Below are 24820 nucleotides of genomic sequence, written 5' to 3'. Positions count from 1 at the left end.
TGGCAAATGCTAAAAATATCACAATTCATAATGTAGGATACATGATCCTTAATTATTGCCCTATTATTAGCATCACATCTGTATGGCAGCGAACTAAAACCATGTATAATTTACTAATCGTTTTTACCGATGTCAGATGAATGTTGTTCGAGTAGTAATGAACTAATATAACTATTAGCAAACGCTGAACAAAGTAAAACACAGAAACCAGCAATTAAGGATGTAATCATCTTAGTAACCTCAGATTTTCTAGAGAATTAGTGTGTAATTTAGGCAGGTAAAGGTACTCAAAGCTAAAGGGTAAAAATTTGCTAACTATGTTCTGCTAGCCAGTCAAAAATTTTTCCTAGCTGCTCCAAGTCAACTAAACCATACTGCCAAAGGAGCATCGGTAATGGTCCATTTTCTAATTCCCGGTGTCGCAGAGCTACAGCAATATCAGCTTTTGAAAGTTCAAGTTCATTTTGCAAAAAATTGAGGAGTTTTATATTTCTGTTACGAGTCGCCATAATCGAACTTTCAATTTCTTAATTGGGGAAAAGGTTAAAAATTAGAAATTCCAATTTTTATTTGGGAATTTCGTCTTTTTAATTGTTGCTATATGTCAGGGAAATTTCAGATTTAGTAGACTGAACAAAATCTAAAAGCGATCTAATCCATCTCAGTCTGCAACAAATTCTATTAACATACAGTAGCTTCAACTTCTAAACCTATTGAAGGTTTGTGCATCTATGAACAAAGAGGGGAGTGGGGTATGAAAAACTTAAATATTTTTCCATTTCTACTCAGGATTCATCACTGTAATGCCAGCAACGCTCTAGCCACTCTAATAATTCGTGACGAGAAGCAAGAAATTGCATAACTATACTACGAATTAGAATCGCTTCTAGCAAATTATTCACTTGTACTCGTAAAGAACCATCGGGGGGACAAGAGCTATTAATTTTTAACTCTTGCAATCGGTGATAGATTCGCCAGCGATCGCTCAAAGGAATCTGCAAAACTTGATCGCCTAAAGTATTATTTGTCATTTGTCCTTCGTCCTTTGTTCTACCCTGCGGGAAACCACTGGCGTGTCTATGTCATTTGCTAATGACAAATGACCAATGACTAATGACTCTTGTCTTAAAGTTTGCAGTTGTTTTTCCAGTTGTTCAATGCGCGAGAGCAAAGAACGAATCACGGTTGCTTCCATATCAGGTAGCTTTCCATGTTCTAAAGGAGAAAGGCTGGCGCTTTCATTTCGGGAAATAATTCGACCCGGAACTCCCACAACTGTGCGATCGCTAGGGACATCCTGCAAGACAATGGAACCTGCACCAATACGGACGCGATCGCCAATTTGCAGATTACCTAAAACTTTCGCACCCGCCCCGATGACTGCATTTTTGCCCACTGTAGGATGACGCTTACCAGTTTCTTTACCAGTTCCGCCAAGGGTGACACCCTGATAAATTAATGCATAGTCGCCGACGATCGCAGTTTCACCAATGACAACACCCATTCCGTGGTCGATAAACACGCCCTGACCAATCTCTGCACCGGGGTGAATTTCAATTCCGGTGAAAAATCGCCCCAAATGAGAAATTAAACGGGGGATAAAACCCACTCCTCGACAATGTAACCAGTGAGCCAGACGATGCAAACATAGCGCGTGCAATCCAGGGTAGCAAAACACTACTTCTAGCCAATTACGTGCTGCTGGGTCGCGCTCAAAGATAATGCGAAAATCACTCAATAACGGCTCAAAAAAAACGCCAGAGAGTAAATTTTTCAGCAGGGATGTATGTACAGAATCCTGAGTTTTGATAATCTGGGGTTCGCTGATACTGTCTAAAGACTGTTGCATCGGTAATGTCTATCTGGTAAAAGAGCCATCTGCTATTTTTATGCTTATATCAGGCGACTTTCAAATCGATAGAAAACCCAATGTTGATTGGATTTATTGGATTGATTAAGGTTGTACTCAAACGCCAAAACCCCGACTTAACATAACTTGAAAATTAGTCTTGGGGTAGGGGTGCTAGTATTTAATGATGGGGGTACTAGTATTTTTGGGGCAGGGTTTAAGAATTTATGTACTCGCTACAATAAACTTTACCTGTAAGTCTTTGCAAACATTTCATCAAGATATTTTGCAATATATTAAGCTGTACTCAGATGCACTCAAATATGAGCTAGATGAGGCTAAAAATCAATTTTTTGTATACGCTACTACTATTATTATCTTATTATTTGGTTAGGCGAAAAACAAGTTTCTTTATTTTCTTTTAGGATTTACTGTCTGTATGTATGCATACGTTTCAAAATATAGTTATAGCTCATAGTGACTATCTTATTATATAGGTATGTGGAAGTTGCGATCGTCAAAATTTTTATAAATCTCGTTTTCAGGTTCTACCTGGAAATGTACTTCATTGCGGCTCTGCCGCGAATTCGGGAGGCGGAGCCTGCCAATAGGCATTTCCAGTCAGAGACTGGGAACGAGGTATCTGAAGATTCATTAATGGAGTTCAAAGGCTGATTAATGGAGTTCAAAGACTCATTAATGGAGTTCAAAGACTCATTAATGGAGTTCAAAGGCTGATTAATGGAGTTCAAAGACTCATTAATGGAGTTCAAAGACTCATTAATGGAGTTCAAAGACTCATTAATGGAGTTCAAAGACTCATTAATGGAGTTCAAAGACTCATTAATGGAGTTCAAAGGCTGATTAATGGAGTTCAAAGACTCATTAATGAGTATCAAAGACTCATTAATGAGTATTAATTTATTAAGAACCGGACACAGCTTTAGTTGGTCTACCTTTGATAGCTTTAAAGCGTTCGCCCAACTGTTCAGCGACAGTTTTTAAGCCTGGAGTCTTTTTTGATGCAGTTTTCACGTAATCATAAACAGTCAAACTGCCAGTCATAGCTTCACTACCGACTGCCATTAGAGTATCATCTACTTGTTCGCTGAGTTGCTGGATTGAGATTAAAAGTTCGGTCAGCGCTGCGGCTAATTGATAATCCCGAACAAGTTCTTCAACGTCAAAAGTGGCTGGGAGGATTTCGCGGTTAGACTGAGCAGCAGTGACGCTATTGTTCACAAAGGCTAGGCTTTTGTCGCCCATTTTTACTAACTTCCGGCGTTCTTCCGTGCTGAGAGTAATCAAGAAGGGAAGCTTTTGTTGGACTTTCTGTAGCGCAGCTTTAACTTCTTGGATATCTTGTGAAGAAAGGGAAGCTGTGATATTTTGATAGGCCATTATGTATTTACCTTGGGAGTTATGATGGTGAAGTAGCAATAGTTGCTAAGTATAGAGTTCCCATTAGTAGATGCGATCGCACATCATAACCTATTTATTTATCTGTTTTAGAAAATTTGTAGGTTGGGTTGAACGGAGTGAAACCCAACAAAACCCAAAAATGTTGGGTTTCGTTCCTCAACCCAACCTACACCGAAGCGATTTTTTAGGCTTAACCGAGCAGCATTACATCATAACCTATTTATTTATCTGTTTTAGTGCCGATGCCGAGGGATATTGACCAGATGCTATCAAAGCTTGTCGCTCTTGAAGCCTTTCATCGCCGTTAAAATCTAGGATACGTGCGGTGACTTCTCCAATCTCTGTTTGATGTTGAATCACAGCCTCATCTAGTCGAAAATGCTCACCCCAAAAGTCTCTGCGTGGGTTAAAAAATCGCACAAGTTCCCCAGTTTGCCAATTAATTGACTCCAAATCCGTCCCTTTTTGCAGATTACAGAAAATACAGGCATAGCAGAGATTATCTGCTGTTGTAGCGCCACCGTGTTTAACGTCGATTATATGGTTAACTTGAAAGCCTAAGCCGTCTACTTCTGGATATAAACAATATTCGCATAGATGGGCGGCGCGATCGGCAACTAAACGCCGCAGTTCTACATTAATATATGGACGAGACATTTTGAATACTTACTTAGGGTTAATGTACTGATGAGCTTTTGCTTTTGCTAACCTCATAATATGCTCTAGGGTGAGGAAATGATCTAACTCTCGCTGGTCACTTCCATTAAGACCTTCAGTTTTTGCCTGATAAACCAGATCCTCTAAACGCTCTTTGGTTGCATCCGAGAGTTTGAAATCGATAACACTTTGGGGTGTGGTTCCAGCAGCAATAAACTCTATAATTTCATCGTAGACTTTGGTTGTATTTACAGATGTAGTCATAAGTTACCCCTTTAATTCCTAAATTTTATGCAACTTCCAAAGATTTTCCTAGCGTTTTAGGCTCCGGGAGAGGTTCACCATCAGCCAAAGATGATTCAATTATCATTTCTAAAACTTCCTGAGCATTTTTAAGCGCATCTTCATAAGTCTCTCCGTGAGTGCAAGGCTGCATTATATCTGTAAACTCAGGTAAGAAAACTACATAACATTGGTCTTCTTCTGACCATTGAATAACGATTGTATATTTCATTCTTCTGTCTCCTGGTCTTGTTTAATTTTATTTAGTTCTTCAAGTGCTTCATTGACTTGCTTTTCTAAATAAGGTTTGGCGTCGCTACCATCTTTGCCAGCGATAATGATAGCTTTAGGCAATTGCGGATGCATCCATTTACTGTGGCTACCCTTTGCAGGTTTATAAATAAACCCTGCTTGCAATAACAAGCTTTTGAGTTCTCTAATTTTCTTGGGCATATACTCAGCTTACATTTACCCTTCCCACTGCTTTAACTTCTTCTGAGCAAATTCCCGCACTTGTTTATCTGGGTCATTCTCGGCGCGATCGCGCAACAGTGGTAAAGTCTGGTCATGCTGAGGAAATTGCTTGATAATTATCTCTAGTGCAATGCGCCGAGGATTAGGTTTAAACTGGGGATTATGGCTACCTTTAAAGGCATTATCGACAGCGCAGTGATAGTAGATTTCAAGCAACTCAGGTTGATATTTAAAGTGTTGAGCTAATTCTCGGACTGCTGCACCTTGCACATCTTCGTGATCATCCTGGGTAGCGCGTTCTTTGAGCCAGGTTTTGGTGTCGGGGTCATCTTTGAAGTTCTGAGCTAATGCCCAGATTGCTGCACCTCTCACATCTTCGTGATCATCCTGGGTAGCGCGTTCTTTAAGCCAGGTTTTGGTGTCGGGGTCATCTTTGAAGTTCCGGGCTAATGCCCAGACTGCTGCACCTCGTACATAATTATCATCATCCTGAGTAGCGCGTTCTTTGAGCCAGGTTTTGGTGTCGGGGTTATCTTTGAAGTACTCGGCTAATGCCCAGACTGCTGCACCTCGCACATCTTCGTGATCATCCTGGGTAGCGCGTTCTTTGAGGAAGGTTTTGGTGTCAGGAGATTCTTTGAAGTTCTGAGCTAATGCCCGGACTGCTTCAAGTCGCACATCTTCGTGATCATCCTGGGTAGCGCGTTCTTTGAAGAAGGTTTTGGTGTCGGGGTCATCTTTGAAGTTCTCGGCTAATGCCCAGACTGCTGCACCTCGCACATCTTCGTGATCATCCTGGGTAGCGCGTTCTTTGAAGAAAGTTTTGGTGTCGGGGTCATCTTTGAAGTGTTGAGCTAATTCTCGGACTGCTGCACTTCGCACATCTTCGTGATCATCCTGGGTAGCGCGTTCTTTGAGCCAGGTTTTGGTGTCGGGGTCATCTTTGAAGTTCTGGGCTAATGCCCAGACTACTGCACCTCGCACATCTTTGTGATCATCCTGGGTAGCGCGTTCTTTGAGGAAGGTTTTGGTGTCGGGGTCATCTTTGAAGTTCTGGGCTAATGCCCGGACTGCTACATCTCGTATAAACGAGTGATCATCTTGGGTAGCGAGTTCTTTGAGCCAGGTTTTGGTGTCGGGGTCATCTTTGAAGTGATTCCCTAATTCTCGGACTGCTGCACGTCGAACAAACGCGTCATCATCCTGGTTAGCACGTTCTTTGAGCCAGGTTTTGGTGTCGGGGTCATCTTTGAAGTGTTTCGCTAATTGTTCGACTGCTGCACGTCGCATAAGCCCGTTATCATCCTGGTTAGCACGTTCTTTGAGCCAGGTTTTGGTGTCAGGAGATTCTTGCCAGGTCGTTGCAATTGCTGTAACTGCTTGAGTATGAATTTCGCGTACTAGCTTAGTTTCTTCTTCATATAGTTGGGAGTAGTAATAGTACCAGAGGTCGTATTTAGTTAAATCTTTTAGCTTGTCAAGTAATTTATTAGCAGTTAACGCGATCGCCGAGCGATTTCTCACCTCCGCAAGACACTTCGCTGCTAAAAAAAGATTGACAAACTTTTCCTCTTCGCCATCTTGCGCCATTAAATAATCAAGAATTTCGCCAACAAATTTAGACTCAATCATTCCCGCAATTAACAGTAAGACCTCATGCCAACTTTCATCTTGCCAGTGTTTGCCAAAAACTTCATTCTTAAGTTCCTCAATAGTCAGCGTTTGCGTTTCTTTAAACTGCCAGACAAACTCCCAAGCACAGAAATATTCTAAAAATGTCCGATGCACAAAAGCATAATAATCTGCACCAAGGAAACATAACATAAAGTTGCGAGTCCGCAATTGATTAATCATCACCCGCGCCACATCTCTGGGTTTATCAAACTCTATAGTTTTGAGATAATCACTCAGAACTTTGACTAAATCATTTTCATAAATCAAATTCCCTGCCAAACCTTTCTCACCAGTTTGCATAAGATAAGCAACCTGACGCAGCATCGCTTGCTTATCTTTATAATCAATTGTCTTGGGATCGACTCTCTTATCTTCAGTCAAAGCGCGTTCCACATCCCATTGATGTAGCAGCACCCGCGATGCTTGATTATAAAGCTCCGCTCTATCTCTTGGTAGCTCTTGATTCCGATTAAGAATTGCCATCATCGTCAACAGCAGAGGATTTCCCGCCAATTCTGCAATAGATTTGGAAGCTGCAATTCCTCTTTGTAGCCGTTCCCGTTTTCTCTCTTTATCTACTGCATCGGTAAAAGTTAACTCATGCCAACGGTTGATAAAATCCTGAATTTGTTTTGAGTCTAAATCTTGTAAAATAAAGTGGCGAAACTCAGCATTAAGCAATCGTTGCGGTTTATAGCCAATAATCCGAGAAGTGACAATTACCTGCACATCAGGATAGTCATTAGTAAAACGATGAATATCAGTAATTACATCCTCTCGCTTACCAGGGTCAAATATCTCATCCAAACCATCAAACATCACTAAGGCATTACCAGCTTTTAATTGTTTATCTACTTCAAGCTGATTGAGATGATGAATTGCACCACTACAGTTATGAAAGAATTCTAGAAAACTATTGCACTCTTTATCTTCCCGTCGCCGCATATAAGTGCGTAATTCAATTAGCAAGGGAATTGGTAATGAGATAACATTATCCAGTGGAGACTCAGCCCAATTCAAAGCCAGAAATTGCAACAATGTAGACTTACCAGAACCAGGATCGCCCAAAATCACAATATATTTATAATCTTGCTTTTTATTGACAACATCTAAAACCGAACGGATCGGCTGTTCAAAATAAACCCGTTTGTGGCGTTCTAATTCTTCTAATTCAACAGCTTCTACTTGGTCGCTTTCTCGCAGCCGTCTAAGATGTTCTTTAGGCAGTTCGTGAACTTGTGCTAAAACTTGATGAGTTTCCCGGACATTTTGAGCAGTAAAAATCCGCCATAATTTAAGTTCGTTATAGGCATAGCCGCTTGTATCTAAGCTATCTAATTTGAGATTGCCATAGCGTTCGCAGATTCCTTCTTGATATTTAATTAAATTAAAATCTACAATAACACCAGCAATTTCTTTAGTATTTATTTCAATATCAGATAACTTTTGTAATTCTAGGATATGGTGTAATTCTTTTGAATCTAAAAGAAGTTCTTGGATTTGTATCAAATACTGTTCTGTAATTGATTGCCAGTTAAACTTAGATGGCAGAGCTTTTAATTGCAGCCTGTTCCAACTATCTTCTAGGGTTTTAGCGTCTAGAGATTCACAATTAATATCAAAAGCCTTACCAAGAATTTCTGTAACCAACTTATCGCTGATAAATTTCTGGATGTCTTTGGTGTACTCTTTAATCTCAGTTTCAGCAAGTTTGCAACGAACCTTTAACTGCTGCTGCATAAGTTGCAAAAATTCCTTTAAGGCTTTACCAGCAGCAATTTCTATGTCTTCCTTCTTAAGTTTCTTTAAAATCTTGCCAGGGATGCCTTTTAATAAATCTTTAGCCCAATCTTTAGCAGCATCTTTGGCTAAGTCTTCCAGAATGGGTTTAAAAATAAACCCGGCGGCCTGAGTTACACCCCAAATAGCTAACCAGTCCAGCATAATACTCGCTTCTGTTGAGAGTTTGACTACGAGTATATACACTAGCTTGAGTAATGTCTTCGACTTTCAGAGTTATTGTAGAAACATCTTGCACGATCGCACTTAACCCCATATCCCGCCTGGAAATTCATTACCAGGCGATTGTTGGGACTAGCAATCAATTGGAAACCGCGATGTCTACGACGGGCTGCGCGATCGCAATTTTCCCCACTGCACGCCCAGTTTCGCTATATTCATGAGCCGCCGCGAGTTCTTGTAAAGGATATGTGCGATCAATCACCACACGAATTTTACCCGCTTCAATCAATTCTTTCAGGTAAACCAAATCTTGAGTGTTAGGTTTTTCAAAGAGAAACTTAGCTTTTTGACCGGGAAGGAATGCCGTTAAGACGCTCTCTAACAAGACTTCCGGGCTAGGTACCGTGGTGATGTAAACTCCGTTGGGTTTGAGGACTCTTTTGGTTTGAGAGAGCGATCGCTTACCCACTGCATCAAAGATAATGTCATACTGCGCTGTATCTTCGGTGAAATCTTGCTGCGTATAATCAATCACGCGGTCTGCTAAGAGAGATTTCACCAAATCCAAGTTTTTAGTACTGCTAACTCCCGTCACCACTGCCCCTAAAGCTTTGGCAATTTGCACCGCAAAAATCCCCACACCGCCCGCAGCACCATTAATCAAGACAGTTTGCCCTGTTTGAATATTTCCCTGATCTCGCAGTGCTTGCAGAGCCGTGAGCGCTGCTAAAGGCACAGCCGCAGCTTCTTCATAAGATAGGTTTGTTGGTTTAAAAGCTGCCAAGTTTTCTGGGATAGCTGCAAATTCGGCGTAACCTCCTCCAGGGAAGCTAGTACTGCCATAAATAGCATCTCCTGGTTTAAAGCGTGTGACACCAGAGCCAACGGCTACGACTTCTCCCGCCACATCAAACCCCAGAATCTTCGGAAACTTATAGCCAGTAATCAAGCTCAACATCCCTTTGCGGATTTTCCAATCAATGGGATTAACGCTACTGGCACGAACTTTCACAAGTAACTGCGTTGGCTCAATTTTCGGCTGTTGCACATCTTCATACTGCAACACTTCAGCCGCGCCATACTGACGGATAACCACTGCTTTCATCGCATTCCTCCTGTTACTCTGTTTAACTCACATAACTTAGACAGCCTGTTTTTCGTTATAAATTCAGTGTAGCGATGTCTACGACGGGCTACGCCTACACATGGGTTGCTAGGCGCAGTGAGAAAATAGAAATATCAATATTCAATCAGAAGTAGTGTTTGATCAAAGCCGTGTTGGCGCAGCCTCTCTGAAAGAGACTCGCTATTTGTGGATGGATATAGGTTGGGATGGCGAATGCCTACGGCACGCTACGCGATCGCCGCATTCATGGCTGTCTGGTTCATATTGACTTAATTGATGGTAAAATCTGGATTCAACGGGATGGCACTGAAGAAGGCATTGCCGCCGATTTAGAACGGGCTGGAATTCCTAAAGAACATATCGTCCTTGGCTTTCGTCCACCAGAGTTAAGACCCTACACAGGTTATGCAGTTGCTTAAGGAGCGATCGATCGCTTTTCATTCTTCAGTCGTAAATACAACATTTTCATACAGCAGTTCAATCGGACACTCAAATTCAATGCTCGATAAAGTGACGATATCTCCAGCCGTGTAGGGATAGTAAAGCCACATCCTACCCTCTCCTCGACAGTAACGCTCAACGGAGATTTTTTCTGAGTCAATCAAGATATACTCTTGCAAACTGGGGATTGTCAGATAATAAGTGAATTTTTCATCCCGGTCTTTAGCGCTTGTACCTGGCGAAAGAACTTCAGCAATCAGCTTGGGATGTTGAATAAATTTGCGGGCATTGAGGTCTTGAGGGTCACAACTGACAATAACATCAGGATAATAGTAGCGACTCTGGGGAGTGAGTTGCACTTTCACGTCTGACACATTCGCTCGACAACCTCTGGAACGCAGATGAGGGCGTAAAGCAGTGTACAAGTTAAGTGCAATGTCGTTATGAGGAATTGTACCGCCTGTCATGGCAAATACTTCGCCATTGGCATATTCATAGCGAACGTCTTGCTGAGGTTCCCATTCCAGATATTCCTCAACGGTCATTTTCGGCGCTTCTTGGGGGATGGCTATCATAACTCAGATTTTTTCACGCTTGGTTTGATTGTAGCTTTTAAACCTCACTCTTAAAAGGACAGAGACTTTGATTTTTGCTAGTCAGGAGCCTACATGAATGCATTCCCATACTCGGTATGAGAACGAGCAAAGCTTCATCAGGCTAATTGCTTTATAAAAATACCTGATTACTTTCACAAAATGACCTTTGACTTACTCAAACCCCAGTTTGCTTTCTAATATCAGTGTTTTCCGCAAGCAAAAGCCAGAGCGAAAGTCAAAATTATTTATGACTTACGCACGAGTTACAGAATAACGAACCACAGAGGCGTATTGACACGGAGAAATGAGAGTTTGAGAGATATTTTGCGTAAGTCTTATTATTTTTAAAATCCTTGATTTTCCGTTAATTATTTATGAATAAACTCAAAACCTTGCCAATATACGGCTTTTACCTTACCAGGCAAGGATTTTAGGACTTGTGTGTACACTGTAGCCCTTTAGGAAAGAGACTTTAAATTGGGAGCATCTCAATGAGTGTAATAAAGCCTTGTAAAACCTCACCCCAACCCTCTCCAAAGCATCGGAGAGGGAGCAAGAATCTTGTTTCTTATCTGGTATATTTGCAAAACTGAGATGCTCCCCTTTAAATTTCCCTCCTTAGAGCGTCGGGAAGGGGGTTAGGTTTTTCGCTAAGGTTTGTAATGAGCAATTCAGAAAATTCATTGCGATCGCACAATCATGTTAGATTATAGTTTGTTGTTTCTCTCAAACACAAAATCTGAGAGTTTCCAACTCATCTCCTCATTGTCCGAATAAAAAAAAGGAGTTGAAAGTTAAGTTTCTTGAAAATTATGTGCAGCAACATATCTATTTCCCCTAGCTCAAATGGCTTCCTAGATAAGACTTTCAACCCCAATTGAATATCATTGTCAAAGCAAAAATTAAAAAAAGATGAAGCGCATTTTTACCCCCAAAAAAATGATATGTTAGATACAGAATTGAATTTCGCTTTTTTTCTGGAGTAGAACAATATAGACTATTCCAGTTTTTCACCCTCAAACCCTTGGCATTTATTGCTTTTGACGGAAAATGAGGGCAATCTGAGTACACATTTAAATAACCCAAACCCAGTTTTAAGTTAGTTAAAGTCCTTGCTGGGATTGGGTTATGACTGAGTACAAATAAATCCTGAACCCCTATCTATAAACACTAGAACCCCAACCAAACAATACTAGAACCCCTACCCGAAAAATAAATTTTTAATCCTTGTAATGCTTGAAGAATTAGGGTTTTTATTATTTGAGTACAAGTGTAATAAATCCAATAAATTCTATCCTAGAGAGACGCAACATCTGGCTGGGAGACGGCTGCTATAAATCTTATATCGCCAATCACTTAACGCTCCAATGCAAAACGAAGCGAAAAGTGAGTGGAGGGATGACATAGCACCATGCCTGAAGTGAAGAGAAGTCGCGGCTGTAAGCACAAATTCTACCCAAGAACCGAACGTTGACACACACCAGCCGAACATCAGATATCTATTGCCTGCCTTACTTGATAACAAGTCACCCGAACCCAAGGGTTTGCAGGCACTGTGGAAGACGCGACTTCAATTCCTCGGCATATAAGAGTAGCAACACCATCTCCCACAGTGGCAGCCAAGTCCACCGACCTTTTGCGAAACTCAATGACATCACCGTCTACACGACTCCTCAACTCCGACGCTACGGAATCGCCAACCCAAGCAAAATCAGGTGGTTGCGGCTGCGACAGCCCCAGCAGCGCCACCGTGGAAAGGGACGAAACGCTCGAAGAACGCATTGCGAAACATCCCTGCTACAGCGAAGACGCCCATCACCACTACGCCCGGTTGCACGTTGCAGTTGCTCCAGCTTGCAACATTCAATGCAACTATTGCAACCGTAAATATGACTGTGCTAACGAAAGCCGTCCTGGAGTAGTTAGCGAATTGCTAACCCCAGAAGAAGCTGCACACAAAGCTTTGGTCATTGGCGGCAAGATTCCTCAAATGACAGTTGTGGGAATTGCTGGCCCTGGCGACCCTCTGGCGAACCCAGAAAAGACTTTCCGCACATTTGAGTTGATTGCAGCCCAAGCACCAGATATTAAGCTGTGCTTATCAACCAATGGTTTAATGCTGCCTGACTACGTTGATCGCATTAAACAATTAAATATAGATCACGTTACGATCACCATTAACATGGTAGATCCAGAGATCGGTGCTAAGATTTATCCTTGGGTTCACTACAACCGCAAGCGTTACAGAGGCATTGAAGGCGCAACAATTCTCCACGAAAGACAGATGGAAGGATTGCAAGCCCTCAAAGATGCTGACATCTTATGCAAAGTTAACTCGGTGATGATTCCCGGAATTAATGACCATCACTTAGTCGAAGTGAATCGAGTTATTCGTGAAAAAGGTGCATTCTTACACAACATCATGCCATTGATTTCTGCACCAGAACATGGCACACACTTCGGTTTAACTGGTCAACGCGGACCCACACCCAAAGAACTCAAAGAAGTTCAAGACAATTGCTCTGGTAACATGAAAATGATGCGTCACTGTCGCCAGTGCCGTGCCGATGCCGTCGGATTATTAGGAGAAGACCGCAGTCAAGAATTTTCCAAAGAGAAATTCTTGGAAATGACTCCAGAATATGATATCGAGAAACGTCAAGAAGTTCACCAAGGGATTGAGAAGTTTAAAGAAGAACTTAAAGTAGCTAAAGACAAGGCGCTAGAGGGTAAGAAATTTGCCAACAGTCCCAAAATCCTAGTTGCAGTAGCAACCAAAGGCGGCGGATTGGTTAACCAGCACTTCGGTCATGCCAAAGAATTCCAAATTTACGAAGTGGATGGAAACGACGCTCGTTTTGTCGGTCATCGCAAAATTGACCAATACTGCCAAGGTGGATACGGCGAGGAAGCTTCTTTTGAGCATATTATGAAAGCGATCGCAGATTGCAAAGCAGTTTTAGCCTCTAAGATTGGTAATAGTCCTCAAGAAAAATTGCAAAAAGCTGGAATACAGAGTGTTGAAGCTTACGACGTGATTGAGAAGGTTGCTTTAGAGTTCTACGAGCAATACGTTAAAGAATTAGGGAATAGGGAATAGGGAGTAGGGAGTAGGGAATTTCAATATTCACCACTCCCCACTTACCACGGGCTAAATGCCCCGCTACCGCTAACACCACTCACCACTCCCCATTCCCCACTCCCAAAAAGGAGAATAATCATGGCTTACAAAATTATTACTAGCCAGTGTATTTCCTGCAATCTCTGTCTATCGGGATGTCCGACAAATGCAGTTAAAATGGTTGACGGACAGCACTGGATTGACCCTGAACTTTGTACAAACTGTATTGGTAGCATTCATACCGTGCCTCAGTGTAAAGCTGGTTGTCCTACATGCGACGGTTGCGTTAAGCAGCCTAGCGACTATTGGGAAGGCTGGTTTGCCGATTACAACCGCGTAGTTGCTAAATTAACAAATAAACAAGATTACTGGGAACGTTGGTTTAACAGCTATTCCCAGAAATACTCCGAACAGTTGCAAAAGCGTCAGCCCCAAACAATGGGAGCAGAAGCTTTAATAAATCGTAATTCGTAATTGAAAACAACAATGCAAAATAACTGCATCTATCTCGATAATAATGCCACCACTAAGGTAGACTCAGAAGTTATAGAGGTAATGCTACCTTACCTGACAGACTTTTACGGCAATCCCTCCAGTATGCATACCTTTGGTGGGCAAGTCGGTAAAGCACTGAGAACAGCAAGAGAACAACTTGCAGCCATCCTGGGAGCTGATGAGTCAGAAATTGTCTACACAAGTTGTGGAACTGAGGGAGATAACGCGGCGATTCGAGCCGCACTGTTAACGCACCCAGAAAAGCGACACATCGTTACCACCCAAGTTGAACATCCGGCAGTACTCAATGTCTGCAAACAATTAGAAACCCAAGGTTACAGTGTTACCTATCTTTCAGTAAATCATCAAGGGCAGCTCGATCTAGATGAACTAGAAGCTTCCTTGACGGGTAACACCGCCTTGGTGACAATTATGTATGCTAATAACGAAACTGGCACGATTTTCCCGATTGAGCAGATTGGGTTGCGGGTGAAAGAATATGGCGCTATCTTCCATGTAGACGCGGTGCAAGTAGTGGGAAAAATCCCCTTGAATATGAAGACTAGCACCGTGGATATGTTAACCCTGTCTGGTCACAAGCTGCACGGACCTAAAGGAATTGGTGCTTTATATATCCGGCGCGGGGTTCGGTTCCGTCCCTTCATCATTGGCGGACATCAAGAACGTGGACGTAGGGCAGGAACAGAAAATGTTCCGGGAATTATTGCCTTGGGCAAAGCTGCGGAACTTGAACTGTTACACTTAGAAGAAGCAAACAAAAGAGAAACAAGGCTGCGCGATCGCCTAGAACAAACTTTACTTGCGACAATTCCTGATTGTGTAGTCAATGGTGACCCTACGCAGAGATTACCCAATACCACCAATATCGGCTTCAAGTATATTGAAGGTGAAGCTATCTTACTATCCTTGAATAAATACGGTATCTGTGCCTCATCCGGTTCTGCTTGCACCTCCGGTTCACTGGAACCTTCCCACGTCCTTCGGGCTATGGGCTTACCCTACACAACTTTGCACGGTTCCATTCGCTTCAGCCTTTGTCGCTACACCACAGAAGCCGAAATCGATCAAGTGATAGAGGTAATGCCCAGTATTGTGGAACGTTTACGCGCCCTCTCACCTTTCAAAAATGATAATGCGGGTTGGCTGCAAGAACAAGAGCAAGCACTGGCTCATCGTTAATTAGGGAATAGGGAATAGGGCATAGCGCATTAAGAATAAAAGCAATGCCCGATGCCCCCCAATGCCCCATACCTCAATCTAAAATCCAAAATCTAAAATCTAAAATTCATTATGTGGGACTACACCGATAAAGTATTAGAACTGTTTTACAATCCCCTGAATCAGGGAGCCATTGAAGAATCTGGCGAACCTGGGGTTAAGCTTGCAATGGGAGAAATCGGTAGCATTGCTTGCGGTGATGCTCTGAGATTGCACCTGAAAGTGGAAGTAGAATCTGATAAGATTCTAGATGCTCGTTTTCAAACCTTTGGCTGTACTAGTGCGATCGCATCTTCTAGTGCATTAACCGAAATGATCAAAGGTTTAACTTTAGATGAAGCCCTGAAAGTATCCAACAGAGACATTGCAGATTACCTGGGTGGATTGCCAGAAGCGAAGATGCACTGCTCTGTCATGGGACAAGAAGCGCTAGAAGCGGCTATCTATAATTATCGCGGCATACCTCTAGCTACCCATAATGATGATGATGAAGGCGCGTTAGTTTGCAGTTGTTTTGGGATCAGCGAGGCCAAGATTCGCCGCGTCGTTCTAGAAAATAATCTCACTGGTGCCGAAGAGGTAACAAATTATGTGAAAGCTGGTGGTGGATGCGGTTCCTGTTTGGCGAACATCGATGATATAATAAAATCAGTTCAACAGGAATACGCCTCACCTGCTCTCAACGATTACGGCGTAAAAGTTGCCACAGAAATTGTTACGTCTAAAGAGCGATCGCTAACTAACGTCCAAAAGATTGCTCTAATTCAAAAGGTTCTGGATGAAGAAGTCAGACCCGTACTGATTGCAGACGGGGGAGATGTAGAACTCTATGATGTCGAAGGCGATCGCGTTAAAGTTGTCCTGCAAGGTGCTTGCGGTTCCTGTTCTAGTAGTACAGCAACTCTGAAAATTGCGATCGAAGCCAGATTACAAGATCGTGTCAGCAAGAGCCTTGTAGTCGAAGCAGTTTAGGAATTGCAATCTTTGACTTAACGTACTCTACAAATACGCCCTAATATGCATTCAGCCAGGAACAGAAAGTAGGATTTGAACCGAATCATTGTCTCCACTCAATGCTTCATACCAATTCGCCAAAAGAAAGTCACAGATTCAAACTTAACTTTCTTAATTAAGAATTACGTAGACACCCGAAGGATTGCTCCCCTCAAGGTATTACGAATTACGAATTGGTATCAGTCCTACCACTATTACTGCTAACAGCATATAGGCTTCATAGATTAAGCGCCTAAAAAGCAAATTTCATCATCTAACTCGCTTCAAAGGAACAGAATATGGCCACATTGTACGATAAACTGGGCGGACAACCAGCTATTGAACAAATAGTAGATGAACTCCACAGACGCATTGCCACAGACAGCCTCCTCAATCCCATTTTTGCTGGTACAGATATGCCCAAGCAACGTAATCATCTAGTTGCTTTCTTATCTCAAATTTTTGAGGGACCAAAGCAATATGCCGGTCGTCCAATGGACAAAACACACGCGGGAATGAATCTACAGCAACCACACTTCGATGCGATCGCCAAGCATCTCGGTGAAGCAATGGCTGTGCGTGGAGAGTCAGCAGAAGACACCAAAGCTGCACTAGAGCGCGTCACAAAGATGAAGGGCGCTATTTTGAACAAGTAATCGGACTTATGCATTGATTGTTGACAAATAGCAACATCAAGTCCTATTTAGTCTTTCAAGCTGAAACACATTATGACGTATTTGTAAATTGCGTAATCTCCTAGTCATTAGTCAGGATAAATGATTAATGACTAGGGGCAAAAGAAAAAAAATTTAGCTAGGAAATATATGTACTTACTTTCGATCATTTTAGCTGTAGAGCGATCGCCCCCGGTGACGTTCTACATACCCTCACTGCTGTAGCTCAACAGGTGTGAGAGCCAACAAACCCAAAAAACCCACCAACCAATTGCAGGATAACACCAATCATGACAGAAGAAAAGATAAGACAGATAGCTTTCTACGGTAAGGGCGGTATCGGTAAATCTACCACCTCTCAAAACACCCTAGCAGCAATGGCTGAAATGGGTAAACGCATTCTTATTGTCGGTTGCGACCCTAAAGCTGACTCCACCCGTTTGATGCTACATAGCAAGGCTCAAACAACCGTTCTTCACCTCGCCGCAGAACGTGGTGCAGTAGAAGATATAGAACTCCATGAAGTGATGCTGACCGGTTTCCGTGACGTTCGTTGCGTAGAATCTGGTGGTCCAGAACCTGGTGTAGGTTGCGCCGGTCGTGGTATCATCACCGCCATCAACTTCTTAGAAGAAAACGGTGCTTACCAAGACCTAGACTTCGTATCTTACGACGTATTAGGTGACGTTGTATGCGGTGGTTTCGCAATGCCTATCCGTGAAGGCAAGGCACAAGAAATCTACATCGTGACATCAGGTGAAATGATGGCGATGTACGCTGCTAACAACATTGCTCGTGGTGTTCTTAAGTATGCTCACACTGGTGGCGTGCGTTTGGGTGGTTTGATTTGTAACAGCCGTAACACTGACCGGGAAATCGACTTGATCGAAACCTTGGCAAAACGGTTGAACACCCAAATGATTCACTACGTACCCCGTGACAATATCGTTCAACACGCAGAATTGCGCCGGATGACTGTTAACGAGTACGCACCAGAAAGCAACCAAGCTAACGAATACCGGACATTGGCTCAGAAAATTATCGACAACAAGAATCTATCTATTCCTACACCCATCGAAATGGAAGAACTAGAAGAATTGTTGATTGAATTCGGTATCCTCGAAAGCGACGAAAATACCGCAATGCTAGTTGGTAAGAGTGCTGCTGAAGCTCCTGTAGTATAATTCGCTGCTAAGAAATAACGCTTTAGCACAAGGAAAAAGGTAAGATTGATATCTTTCCTTTGACCTTTGCTCCTCTAGCCTACATCTCCCCCCTAACCTTAGAGGGGACTCCTAGTCCCCCTATGCCCCCCCGCCCCCCATCCTTACGAGTCACAGAGACAAAGTATGACACCTCCAGAAAACCAAAACATCATCGAAGAAAGAAAAGAACTAATTAAAGAAGTTCTCACTGCTTATCCTGAAAAAGCTGCTAAAAAGCGGGAAAAACATTTAAACGTATACGAAGAAGGTAAGTCCGATTGCGGCGTTAAGTCTAACGTTAAATCCCTTCCTGGGGTAATGACCGCTCGTGGTTGTGCTTACGCCGGTTCTAAAGGTGTGGTCTGGGGTCCCATTAAGGATATGATCCACATCAGCCACGGGCCTGTTGGTTGCGGTTATTATTCTTGGTCTGGTCGTCGTAACTACTACATCGGTACTACAGGTATTGACTCCTTTGGTACCATGAACTTCACCTCCGACTTCCAAGAACGAGATATCGTCTTTGGTGGAGACAAGAAACTTACCAAGCTCATCCAAGAACTTGATGTACTTTTCCCACTCAACCGTGGTGTTTCCATTCAATCTGAATGTCCCATCGGTCTAATTGGGGATGACATCGAAGCTGTTGCTCGGAAGACATCGAAAGAAATTGGCAAGGCAGTTGTACCTGTGCGTTGCGAAGGCTTCCGGGGTGTTTCCCAATCTTTGGGACACCACATTGCTAACGACATGGTTCGTGACTGGGTGTTCACCAAATCCGACCAAGCCAAGAAAGACGGCACACTCAAGTTTGAAGGTACCCCTTATGACGTAGCCGTTATCGGTGACTACAACATCGGTGGAGATGCTTGGGCTAGCCGCATCCTGTTAGAAGAACTCGGCTTGCGCGTAGTCGCTCAGTGGTCAGGTGATGGCACGCTCAACGAAATGTTGATGACCCCCAATGTGAAGATGAACCTCATCCACTGTTACCGGTCGATGAACTACATCAGCCGTCACATGGAAGAAGCTTATGGTATTCCCTGGTTAGAATACAACTTCTTCGGCCCCACCAAGATTGCTGAATCTTTACGGGAAATCGCTTCCAAGTTTGACGAAACAATCCAAGCAAACGCTGAGAAGATTATCGCCAAGTATCAGCCCACAATGGATGCGATTCTTGGCAAGTATCGCCCCCGCTTGGAAGGTAAGACTGTTGCCATCATGGTTGGTGGTCTACGTCCTCGCCACGTTGTCCCAGCGTTCCAAGACTTGGGCATGAAGATGATAGGTACTGGTTATGAGTTCGCTCATAACGATGACTACAAACGTACTGCTCCCTTCATCGAAGACGGCACCATCGTTTATGACGACGTTACCGCTTACGAATTCGAGGAATTTATCAAAGCGCTCAAGCCCGACCTTGTAGCCTCTGGTGTGAAAGAGAAGTACGTCTTCCAAAAGATGGGTCTACCTTTCCGTCAAATGCACTCTTGGGATTACTCCGAACCTAGCGATGCCTCCGGGGGGCTACGCGCCAACGCACTTCAACATCATATAAGGCAAGGTTTTTTAGTGGCAGGAGAATAAAGAGCTTCTTTCTAGCCTAAATGCGACTTGTAGGGTTATCTAGGAACAATTTGTTTTTGTGCTTTAAACAATATAACTCTTATGCAGTCTCGTTTTTAGATTTTGCTTGCATTTTGCTCAAAGAAAAACTGTAAAATAGAAAACTATTTTTAATGACGATTTTTTAGATTAAATGGTGCGATCGCCCGTTGTAGACATCGTTTTTATTCGACAAGATGATAGGGGTGGAATTAGCAAAAGCAAGATAGGGTATACCAAACCTAAAGCGGTTATATCTGATCAGAATTGATAAACTGGTAGGTACGGAACCGGAGGTGAAAGACTTATGCTTAAATACTCCCCAATTATCAGCGCATCCCTTGAAATTATGGGCGGTACTCCAGTTTTTGCTGGAACTAGAGTTCCCGTGCAGACGCTTCTGGATTATCTTAAGGCAGGCGAATCGATTAACGATTTTTTGGATGGATTTCCAACTGTTACCAGACAGCAAGTTATCGCCTTGCTTGAGGAGGCTGAAAAGTAGCTTGTTGGCATGGTGGCATAGCATCAAACTCTTGTTGGATGAGTGTATTGACCGCAAACTAGCGAGGGAGTTTGTTGGCTATGAGGTGCAAACGGTTCCTCAGATGGCATGGGCGGGGGTAAAGAATGGTCAACTTCTTGCCCTTGCAGAAGCAAACTTTGATGTTTTCATCACTGTCGATCGCAACTTGTCATTTCAACAAAATCTACCACAGTTCGATATTGCGGTAATTGTTTTACAAGCACAATCTAACCGTTTGATAGATATGAAACCTCTAGTACCGAAGGTTTTAGCTACTTTAGCCACGACAGTTAAAGGGCAAGCCATAGTAGTCACTTTGTAAAAATAGAGCCTAGTAGTTATGACCTTCAACTTCGGAATGCGCTCAGTTTTGTAGTTTTCAATTAAAACACCAATAAATTCCATTAGCGATCGCACTTCAACATCATATAATGCAAGTTTTTTCGCGGCGGGAGAAAAAATAACCTATTTCTAGCCTAAATGCGAGTTGCAGGGTTATGTAGTAACAATCTATTTTGATGCTTTAAACAGTATAACTCTTATGGAGTCTTGTTTTTAGAATTTGCTGGCATTTTACTCAAAGAAAAGCTGTAAAATACAAGACTATTTTAAATGACGATTTTTTAGATTAAATGGTGCGATCGCTTTATGCTTGATTATAGCGTAGGCAATTGTATGATAGGGGATGTGATAGCCAAAAGTAGGATTAATCTACCTGCGACATATCAAATCTAAACTTACTTCAATGACTAAAATCGGTGGTGGCAAATGTGGCAAATGATTTATAACGCAGATATGTAGCCTGAACTAGCTGTCCACTGTAATGAATTATTATACATACCGCTAGAGGTGATAAGTTTGACTATTTTGAACCACCATAACCTTTACCCTCTGCTCTTCTTTCATCCATGATGTCTTCAAAAATTGAAGAATCATCAAATGTGTATTTTGGAGAAGCCTCACGAATAGGTTGAACATTTTGTCTTCTTGATTTTTTTCTAGCTTCGTCTTCCTGTTTTGCCAATGCAACACTTGTCCTATAAATCTCTAGCATTTCCTCTCTACTTTTTGCCCGGATTTGATCGTTTCGATTGATTATAGTGTATTGTAATTTTTTCGTTTGTTTTTGCTTTTTATCTGGGCTATTTCTATTACTTGCAGAATGTTTTCGTCTTCTGTTTTTTTTAATTTTCTCAACTTTTTTTGGAGAAGCAGTAAGGTTATTACTAAAGTGTTTATTTGGGGAATTATTTTTTGATTGTATATTTGCAAGCAATTTTTGCTTCTCTAATTTTTTCTTTTGCCGGATAAGTTGAAGTTTTCTTTCCTCTTTTTCAAGCCTTAGTTTGATTTCAGGCTTTTGCAATAAGGAGTAAATTTCATCAAAAAGATCACCCCAAACCTCCCTAACTTCGTCTTGTTTTCCATTGAGGCAACCATTGATAAACCGAATACGATTAAAATTATTATCTGTTATCTTCCCTTCCCGTTGAAATACTTCACAGAACTTTAGGTAAGTATTAAGAACTTGATCCGCTTTAGCTTCTCCTAGTTCCATTGCTAAAGAAACCCTGATAATAGCTCTGCTTACTTATATTACAGTATCCCCTTGGCGAATGGGTAACTACTCCCTTCCCGGTCTAATATTACCTATAATTTTCCTTATTTGCGCCTTTGCGCCTTTGCGTGAGCTAAAAATTCTTTCGGTAATCTTCTAGCGGGAAGGGAGTAGTTTGATATGATGGTGCGTGGCGCTTCGCAAGAACAAACCCTACTCAATTATAGCCATCGCCTTCACTCAACAAACATCTGGCGATCGCGTGATCAGGGGATGCGATGTCTACGACGGACTACGTTTACGCTCTCACTCGACAATAAACTAGGCGATCGCATTAAACTGTCCAATCCTCAATTAACAATCCGGGTATCTTGCTGAAATCTTGATGATTGCGCGTTAATAAAACTAATTTACGAGATAGTGCGATGTCTACGATGGGCTACGCCTACGCATGACAGAGATTATATGTGAGATGGATAAGAAGTAGACTATTGCTGCGATCGCATTCACTCGACAACCAGATTGCGATCGCGTGATCAGGGGATGCGATCGCATTAAACTGTTACTACCTTTATTAATATTCACTTCAGGCTACATCCGTTTAAGCAACTCATCATACTCATCATGTGCGCCAATCCAATACCAGTAAATGCGATCGGACTCCAACAAACCCAGAACACGATAGTTAAGACTGACACGAGCAGAATAAATCGGTTGTCTCTGGCTGACTTGCTTAAATTGAAGACTCGGGTGATATGGATCTGCTTACCATAGTGCATAGGCTTTTGCAGACTGTTCTTGAACTGATGCAGGAAGATCGCCCAACTGCTTACGAAAGGTTTTGGTTACACTTGATTTCATTTTTGAGGTGGAAAAACAGTATCAAGTGGAACTGTTTCGCCACTTGCGATCTCTTCTCGTACCATTGCAGCCATCTGATCCCACTGAGCATCGGTTGTCGCTGCAAAACGATTTTCCCAGTTTTGCTCATCTTGCACTTCTGCCAAAAGCCTAGCTGCGATCGCATGATCAGGGGATGCGATGTCTACGACGGGCTTCGCCTACGCTCTCACTCGACAACAAACTAGGCGATCGCATTAAACTGTCCAATCCTCAATTAACAATCCCGGTACTTTGCTGAAATCTCGATGATTCCGTGTTAATAAAACTAATTTACGAGATAGTACGCTCGCATGATGAGAGTGTGCGTGAGATGCATAAGAATTAGACCGTTGTAGCGATGCCTCCGGCGGGCTTCGCTTCGCCTACGCCCCAAATCGACAACACGCCACTGCATATTCATACTGGGTGAAGTTAAGCGTAGACGCTCTTAGCGGCTTGCCGTTCGTGCAGCGTCTCCGTCAGGAGAAGGCATCGCCTCTAACTCAGGAATGCGTTCAGTTTCGTAGTTTTGAATTAAAACACCGATAACTTCCATTAGAGACGCAAGCGGATGGATTTCGTCTTCACCAACTTGATCGATGAGACAATCGAGAATTTCAACCAAGCGTTCATATTCCTCTTCTGTGTGGGGAACAAAGACGTTTTCGCCAATGGATGACCAAGCAGTGATGGTTTGATCGAGGTTGAAGCTTTGCATTATTCCTTCCACTTTCGTATATCATATTCTGAATGCGTTAATACAGCCCGAATGTAGACTTTTCGGCGGTTGTAATGAATTGCGGCAATGAGTCGAACTTTATTACCACCAATATTAAACACTGTCAATTTACCCACTTGATCTGCTGATGGAAACATTTCACGGAGTTCCACAAATGAGGCAAACTCATTTCCCTTAACCAATTGATACCACTGAGGCAAGGCGTTATTTGTATCTGGATAAAGTTTAGCAAATTCATTCAGCCGTTTACGAGTAATAACATGCATCTCAAAACCCCTGACGTCTTAATAATTCTGTCATCCATATAACTCACCTGCGATCGCTAATCTTATATTTTAATCATTGCCCCAACTCAACAACACGCTACTGTATATTTAGAGATTGTGTGTGAGATGCACAATAAGTAGCCCGTTGTAGCGATCGCATGATAGAGATTATCTCTGAGATGCATAAGAAGTAGACCATTGGTGAGTCACCACAACTCAAAAGTAGATTCATCTACTTGTGAGAACAAAGTGTTACACAAATTAACTACTGAATTTCTGAACAATTGTCTGTACAATTGCCAAAATAGCTCCTACATTATCCAAGTAATATCTTTGCTTATCAAGCAAAGCCACTTTTTGTGAAAGTTGAAGAAACTGCCATACTTCCCCTGTTGTCACGCATCCATAGACGGGTATTTCTGCTTGTCCAGATGAACGATTGAATAAATGTGCCGCCACCATTTGGGCGATGCACTGTCCTAACCCAGCTTCAACATCATTTTTCTTCGCTTCCACAACAGTGAGAATTGGCGATCGCAACGGTGGTAAAGGTGGAGCTATTGCTAAAATAAAATCACATTCTCCAATCAAGCCCTGTGCAGGATCAACATCAAGTCTTTGTCCAGAGAAAATAGCCAAGCTATCTTGGCTGAGATCGCGACAGGTTAGTAAAATCGGTACAATAATAAATTCGCTCCGAGCCTTTTCACTAATCAGAGCTAATTGGGTGCGCTTTCCTAAAGTTTCATTTAACCACGAAGGAATAGAAAGAGGTACAAGCTTGGGAAACAAATCTGCTTCTTGGGTGGTGATTCCTAAAACAGCCGAAACTTTTTCTAGAGTAAAGTCACTGTACGCCATAATTTTGCACTGCTTTGAGTATATGACGTTTTCAATAAAAGGGAATTGCTTCTATTTTACCCTGTTGTAGAGTTGTCTAAGAGGATGTTTTAAAAGTTGAAGCGGGTCAAAAATTATGCAAGTCGCCTGACCATAATACGTATCATCGCAATATAAATAAAAGTCTCAGA

Annotated in this window: 27 protein-coding genes and 2 pseudogenes; 11 read left to right on the top strand and 18 right to left on the bottom strand. The window is 42.4% G+C overall.

All coding sequences use genetic code 11. From position 1 onward, the window contains the following. Positions 1-311: 311 nt before the first annotated feature. The 10 genes from V7K31_RS02520 to V7K31_RS02475 form a co-directional block, all read right to left on the bottom strand. Positions 312-509 carry a DUF2949 domain-containing protein gene (locus V7K31_RS02520; protein WP_334833269.1) on the bottom strand — a complete coding sequence of 66 codons (198 nt, stop codon included), beginning with the start codon at positions 507-509 and terminating at the stop codon, positions 312-314. Between the two features lie 276 nt (positions 510-785). Continuing rightward, entirely contained in the window at positions 786-1031 is a 246-nt protein-coding gene (locus V7K31_RS02515) for an Asr1405/Asl0597 family protein (RefSeq protein ID WP_335092397.1), read from the bottom strand. Beyond that, entirely contained in the window at positions 1028-1849 is an 822-nt protein-coding gene (cysE, locus tag V7K31_RS02510) for a serine O-acetyltransferase (protein WP_335092396.1), read from the bottom strand. Before cysE ends, V7K31_RS02515 begins: the two co-directional genes overlap by 4 nt. 924 nt (positions 1850-2773) lie before the next feature. After that, positions 2774-3250 (bottom strand): hypothetical protein, encoded by a 477-nt coding sequence (locus V7K31_RS02505; protein WP_335092395.1) that lies wholly within the window; start codon positions 3248-3250, stop codon positions 2774-2776. A 237-nt stretch (positions 3251-3487) separates the two neighbouring features. After that, positions 3488-3928: an HNH endonuclease gene (locus V7K31_RS02500; RefSeq protein ID WP_335092394.1), complete on the bottom strand. Its 441-nt coding sequence runs from the start codon at positions 3926-3928 to the stop codon at positions 3488-3490. A 9-nt stretch (positions 3929-3937) separates the two neighbouring features. After that, on the bottom strand, positions 3938-4192 hold the full coding sequence (locus tag V7K31_RS02495) for a hypothetical protein (RefSeq protein WP_335092393.1): 255 nt from the start codon (positions 4190-4192) through the stop codon (positions 3938-3940). A 25-nt stretch (positions 4193-4217) separates the two neighbouring features. Next, entirely contained in the window at positions 4218-4442 is a 225-nt protein-coding gene (locus V7K31_RS02490) for a type II toxin-antitoxin system HicB family antitoxin (RefSeq protein WP_335092391.1), read from the bottom strand. Further along, positions 4439-4663 carry a type II toxin-antitoxin system HicA family toxin gene (locus V7K31_RS02485; protein WP_335092390.1) on the bottom strand — a complete coding sequence of 75 codons (225 nt, stop codon included), beginning with the start codon at positions 4661-4663 and terminating at the stop codon, positions 4439-4441. Before V7K31_RS02485 ends, V7K31_RS02490 begins: the two co-directional genes overlap by 4 nt. A gap of 15 nt (positions 4664-4678) precedes the next feature. Beyond that, positions 4679-8302, bottom strand: coding sequence for a HEAT repeat domain-containing protein (locus V7K31_RS02480; protein ID WP_335092389.1), 3624 nt, complete (start codon positions 8300-8302; stop codon positions 4679-4681). Between the two features lie 157 nt (positions 8303-8459). Then, positions 8460-9425 carry an NAD(P)-dependent alcohol dehydrogenase gene (locus tag V7K31_RS02475; protein ID WP_335092388.1) on the bottom strand — a complete coding sequence of 322 codons (966 nt, stop codon included), beginning with the start codon at positions 9423-9425 and terminating at the stop codon, positions 8460-8462. 133 nt (positions 9426-9558) lie between these two features. Here V7K31_RS02475 and V7K31_RS31755 point away from each other — a divergent pair. Further along, positions 9559-9865 (top strand): annotated as a pseudogene (locus V7K31_RS31755) (XisI protein). An 18-nt stretch (positions 9866-9883) separates the two neighbouring features. Here V7K31_RS31755 and V7K31_RS02465 read toward each other — a convergent pair. Continuing rightward, positions 9884-10462: a Uma2 family endonuclease gene (locus tag V7K31_RS02465; RefSeq protein WP_335092386.1), complete on the bottom strand. Its 579-nt coding sequence runs from the start codon at positions 10460-10462 to the stop codon at positions 9884-9886. Positions 10463-12131: 1669 nt separating this feature from the next. On the opposite strand from V7K31_RS02465, the gene nifB reads away from it, so the two are divergent. From nifB to V7K31_RS02420, 9 genes are all read left to right on the top strand, one after another. After that, positions 12132-13583, top strand: a complete 1452-nt coding sequence (gene nifB / locus V7K31_RS02460; protein WP_335092434.1) for a nitrogenase cofactor biosynthesis protein NifB — start codon at positions 12132-12134, stop codon at positions 13581-13583. 120 nt (positions 13584-13703) lie between these two features. Further along, a complete protein-coding gene (locus tag V7K31_RS02455; protein WP_335092385.1) occupies positions 13704-14078 on the top strand; it encodes a DUF362 domain-containing protein in 375 nt (124 codons plus the stop codon). A gap of 12 nt (positions 14079-14090) precedes the next feature. Next, the gene (gene nifS, locus V7K31_RS02450; protein WP_335092384.1) at positions 14091-15299 is read left to right on the top strand and encodes a cysteine desulfurase NifS; all 1209 of its coding nucleotides are present in this window, start codon (positions 14091-14093) and stop codon (positions 15297-15299) included. Between the two features lie 111 nt (positions 15300-15410). Further along, entirely contained in the window at positions 15411-16310 is a 900-nt protein-coding gene (gene nifU, locus V7K31_RS02445) for a Fe-S cluster assembly protein NifU (RefSeq protein WP_334942463.1), read from the top strand. 320 nt (positions 16311-16630) lie between these two features. Continuing rightward, on the top strand, positions 16631-16987 hold the full coding sequence (locus tag V7K31_RS02440) for a globin domain-containing protein (RefSeq protein WP_335092382.1): 357 nt from the start codon (positions 16631-16633) through the stop codon (positions 16985-16987). Positions 16988-17295: 308 nt separating this feature from the next. Beyond that, positions 17296-18189, top strand: coding sequence for a nitrogenase iron protein (gene nifH / locus V7K31_RS02435; RefSeq protein WP_335092380.1), 894 nt, complete (start codon positions 17296-17298; stop codon positions 18187-18189). Between the two features lie 165 nt (positions 18190-18354). Further along, positions 18355-19800 carry a nitrogenase molybdenum-iron protein alpha chain gene (gene nifD / locus V7K31_RS02430; RefSeq protein ID WP_335092379.1) on the top strand — a complete coding sequence of 482 codons (1446 nt, stop codon included), beginning with the start codon at positions 18355-18357 and terminating at the stop codon, positions 19798-19800. Positions 19801-20125: 325 nt separating this feature from the next. Next, positions 20126-20323: a DUF433 domain-containing protein gene (locus V7K31_RS02425; RefSeq protein WP_335092378.1), complete on the top strand. Its 198-nt coding sequence runs from the start codon at positions 20126-20128 to the stop codon at positions 20321-20323. A gap of 4 nt (positions 20324-20327) precedes the next feature. Then, entirely contained in the window at positions 20328-20666 is a 339-nt protein-coding gene (locus V7K31_RS02420; protein WP_335092377.1) for a DUF5615 family PIN-like protein, read from the top strand. Positions 20667-21206: 540 nt separating this feature from the next. Here V7K31_RS02420 and V7K31_RS02415 read toward each other — a convergent pair. Then, positions 21207-21902 (bottom strand): hypothetical protein, encoded by a 696-nt coding sequence (locus V7K31_RS02415; protein ID WP_335092376.1) that lies wholly within the window; start codon positions 21900-21902, stop codon positions 21207-21209. Positions 21903-22082: 180 nt separating this feature from the next. Between V7K31_RS02415 and V7K31_RS02410 the strand changes: the two genes are divergently transcribed. Further along, a complete protein-coding gene (locus V7K31_RS02410; RefSeq protein WP_335092375.1) occupies positions 22083-22280 on the top strand; it encodes a hypothetical protein in 198 nt (65 codons plus the stop codon). 51 nt (positions 22281-22331) lie between these two features. Here V7K31_RS02410 and V7K31_RS02405 read toward each other — a convergent pair whose 3' ends face one another. The 6 genes and pseudogenes from V7K31_RS02405 to V7K31_RS02385 form a co-directional block, all read right to left on the bottom strand. Further along, a complete protein-coding gene (locus tag V7K31_RS02405; RefSeq protein ID WP_335092374.1) occupies positions 22332-22487 on the bottom strand; it encodes a hypothetical protein in 156 nt (51 codons plus the stop codon). Between the two features lie 6 nt (positions 22488-22493). Beyond that, positions 22494-22643: pseudogene (locus V7K31_RS31750) on the bottom strand (ParE family toxin-like protein); the annotation flags it as partial. 116 nt (positions 22644-22759) lie between these two features. Then, positions 22760-22909 (bottom strand): hypothetical protein, encoded by a 150-nt coding sequence (locus V7K31_RS02400; protein ID WP_335092373.1) that lies wholly within the window; start codon positions 22907-22909, stop codon positions 22760-22762. A gap of 323 nt (positions 22910-23232) precedes the next feature. Continuing rightward, positions 23233-23502: a hypothetical protein gene (locus V7K31_RS02395; protein WP_335092372.1), complete on the bottom strand. Its 270-nt coding sequence runs from the start codon at positions 23500-23502 to the stop codon at positions 23233-23235. Further along, positions 23502-23789 (bottom strand): type II toxin-antitoxin system HigB family toxin, encoded by a 288-nt coding sequence (locus tag V7K31_RS02390; RefSeq protein ID WP_335092371.1) that lies wholly within the window; start codon positions 23787-23789, stop codon positions 23502-23504. The genes V7K31_RS02395 and V7K31_RS02390 overlap by 1 nt, the downstream gene beginning before the upstream one ends. Positions 23790-24050: 261 nt before the next feature. Further along, positions 24051-24650 (bottom strand): hypothetical protein, encoded by a 600-nt coding sequence (locus tag V7K31_RS02385; RefSeq protein ID WP_335092370.1) that lies wholly within the window; start codon positions 24648-24650, stop codon positions 24051-24053. Positions 24651-24820 lie beyond the last annotated feature (170 nt).

The organism is Nostoc sp., assembly GCF_036917675.1.
Classification (GTDB): domain Bacteria; phylum Cyanobacteriota; class Cyanobacteriia; order Cyanobacteriales; family Nostocaceae; genus Nostoc.
This window is presented reverse-complemented; position numbering and strand designations above follow the sequence as displayed.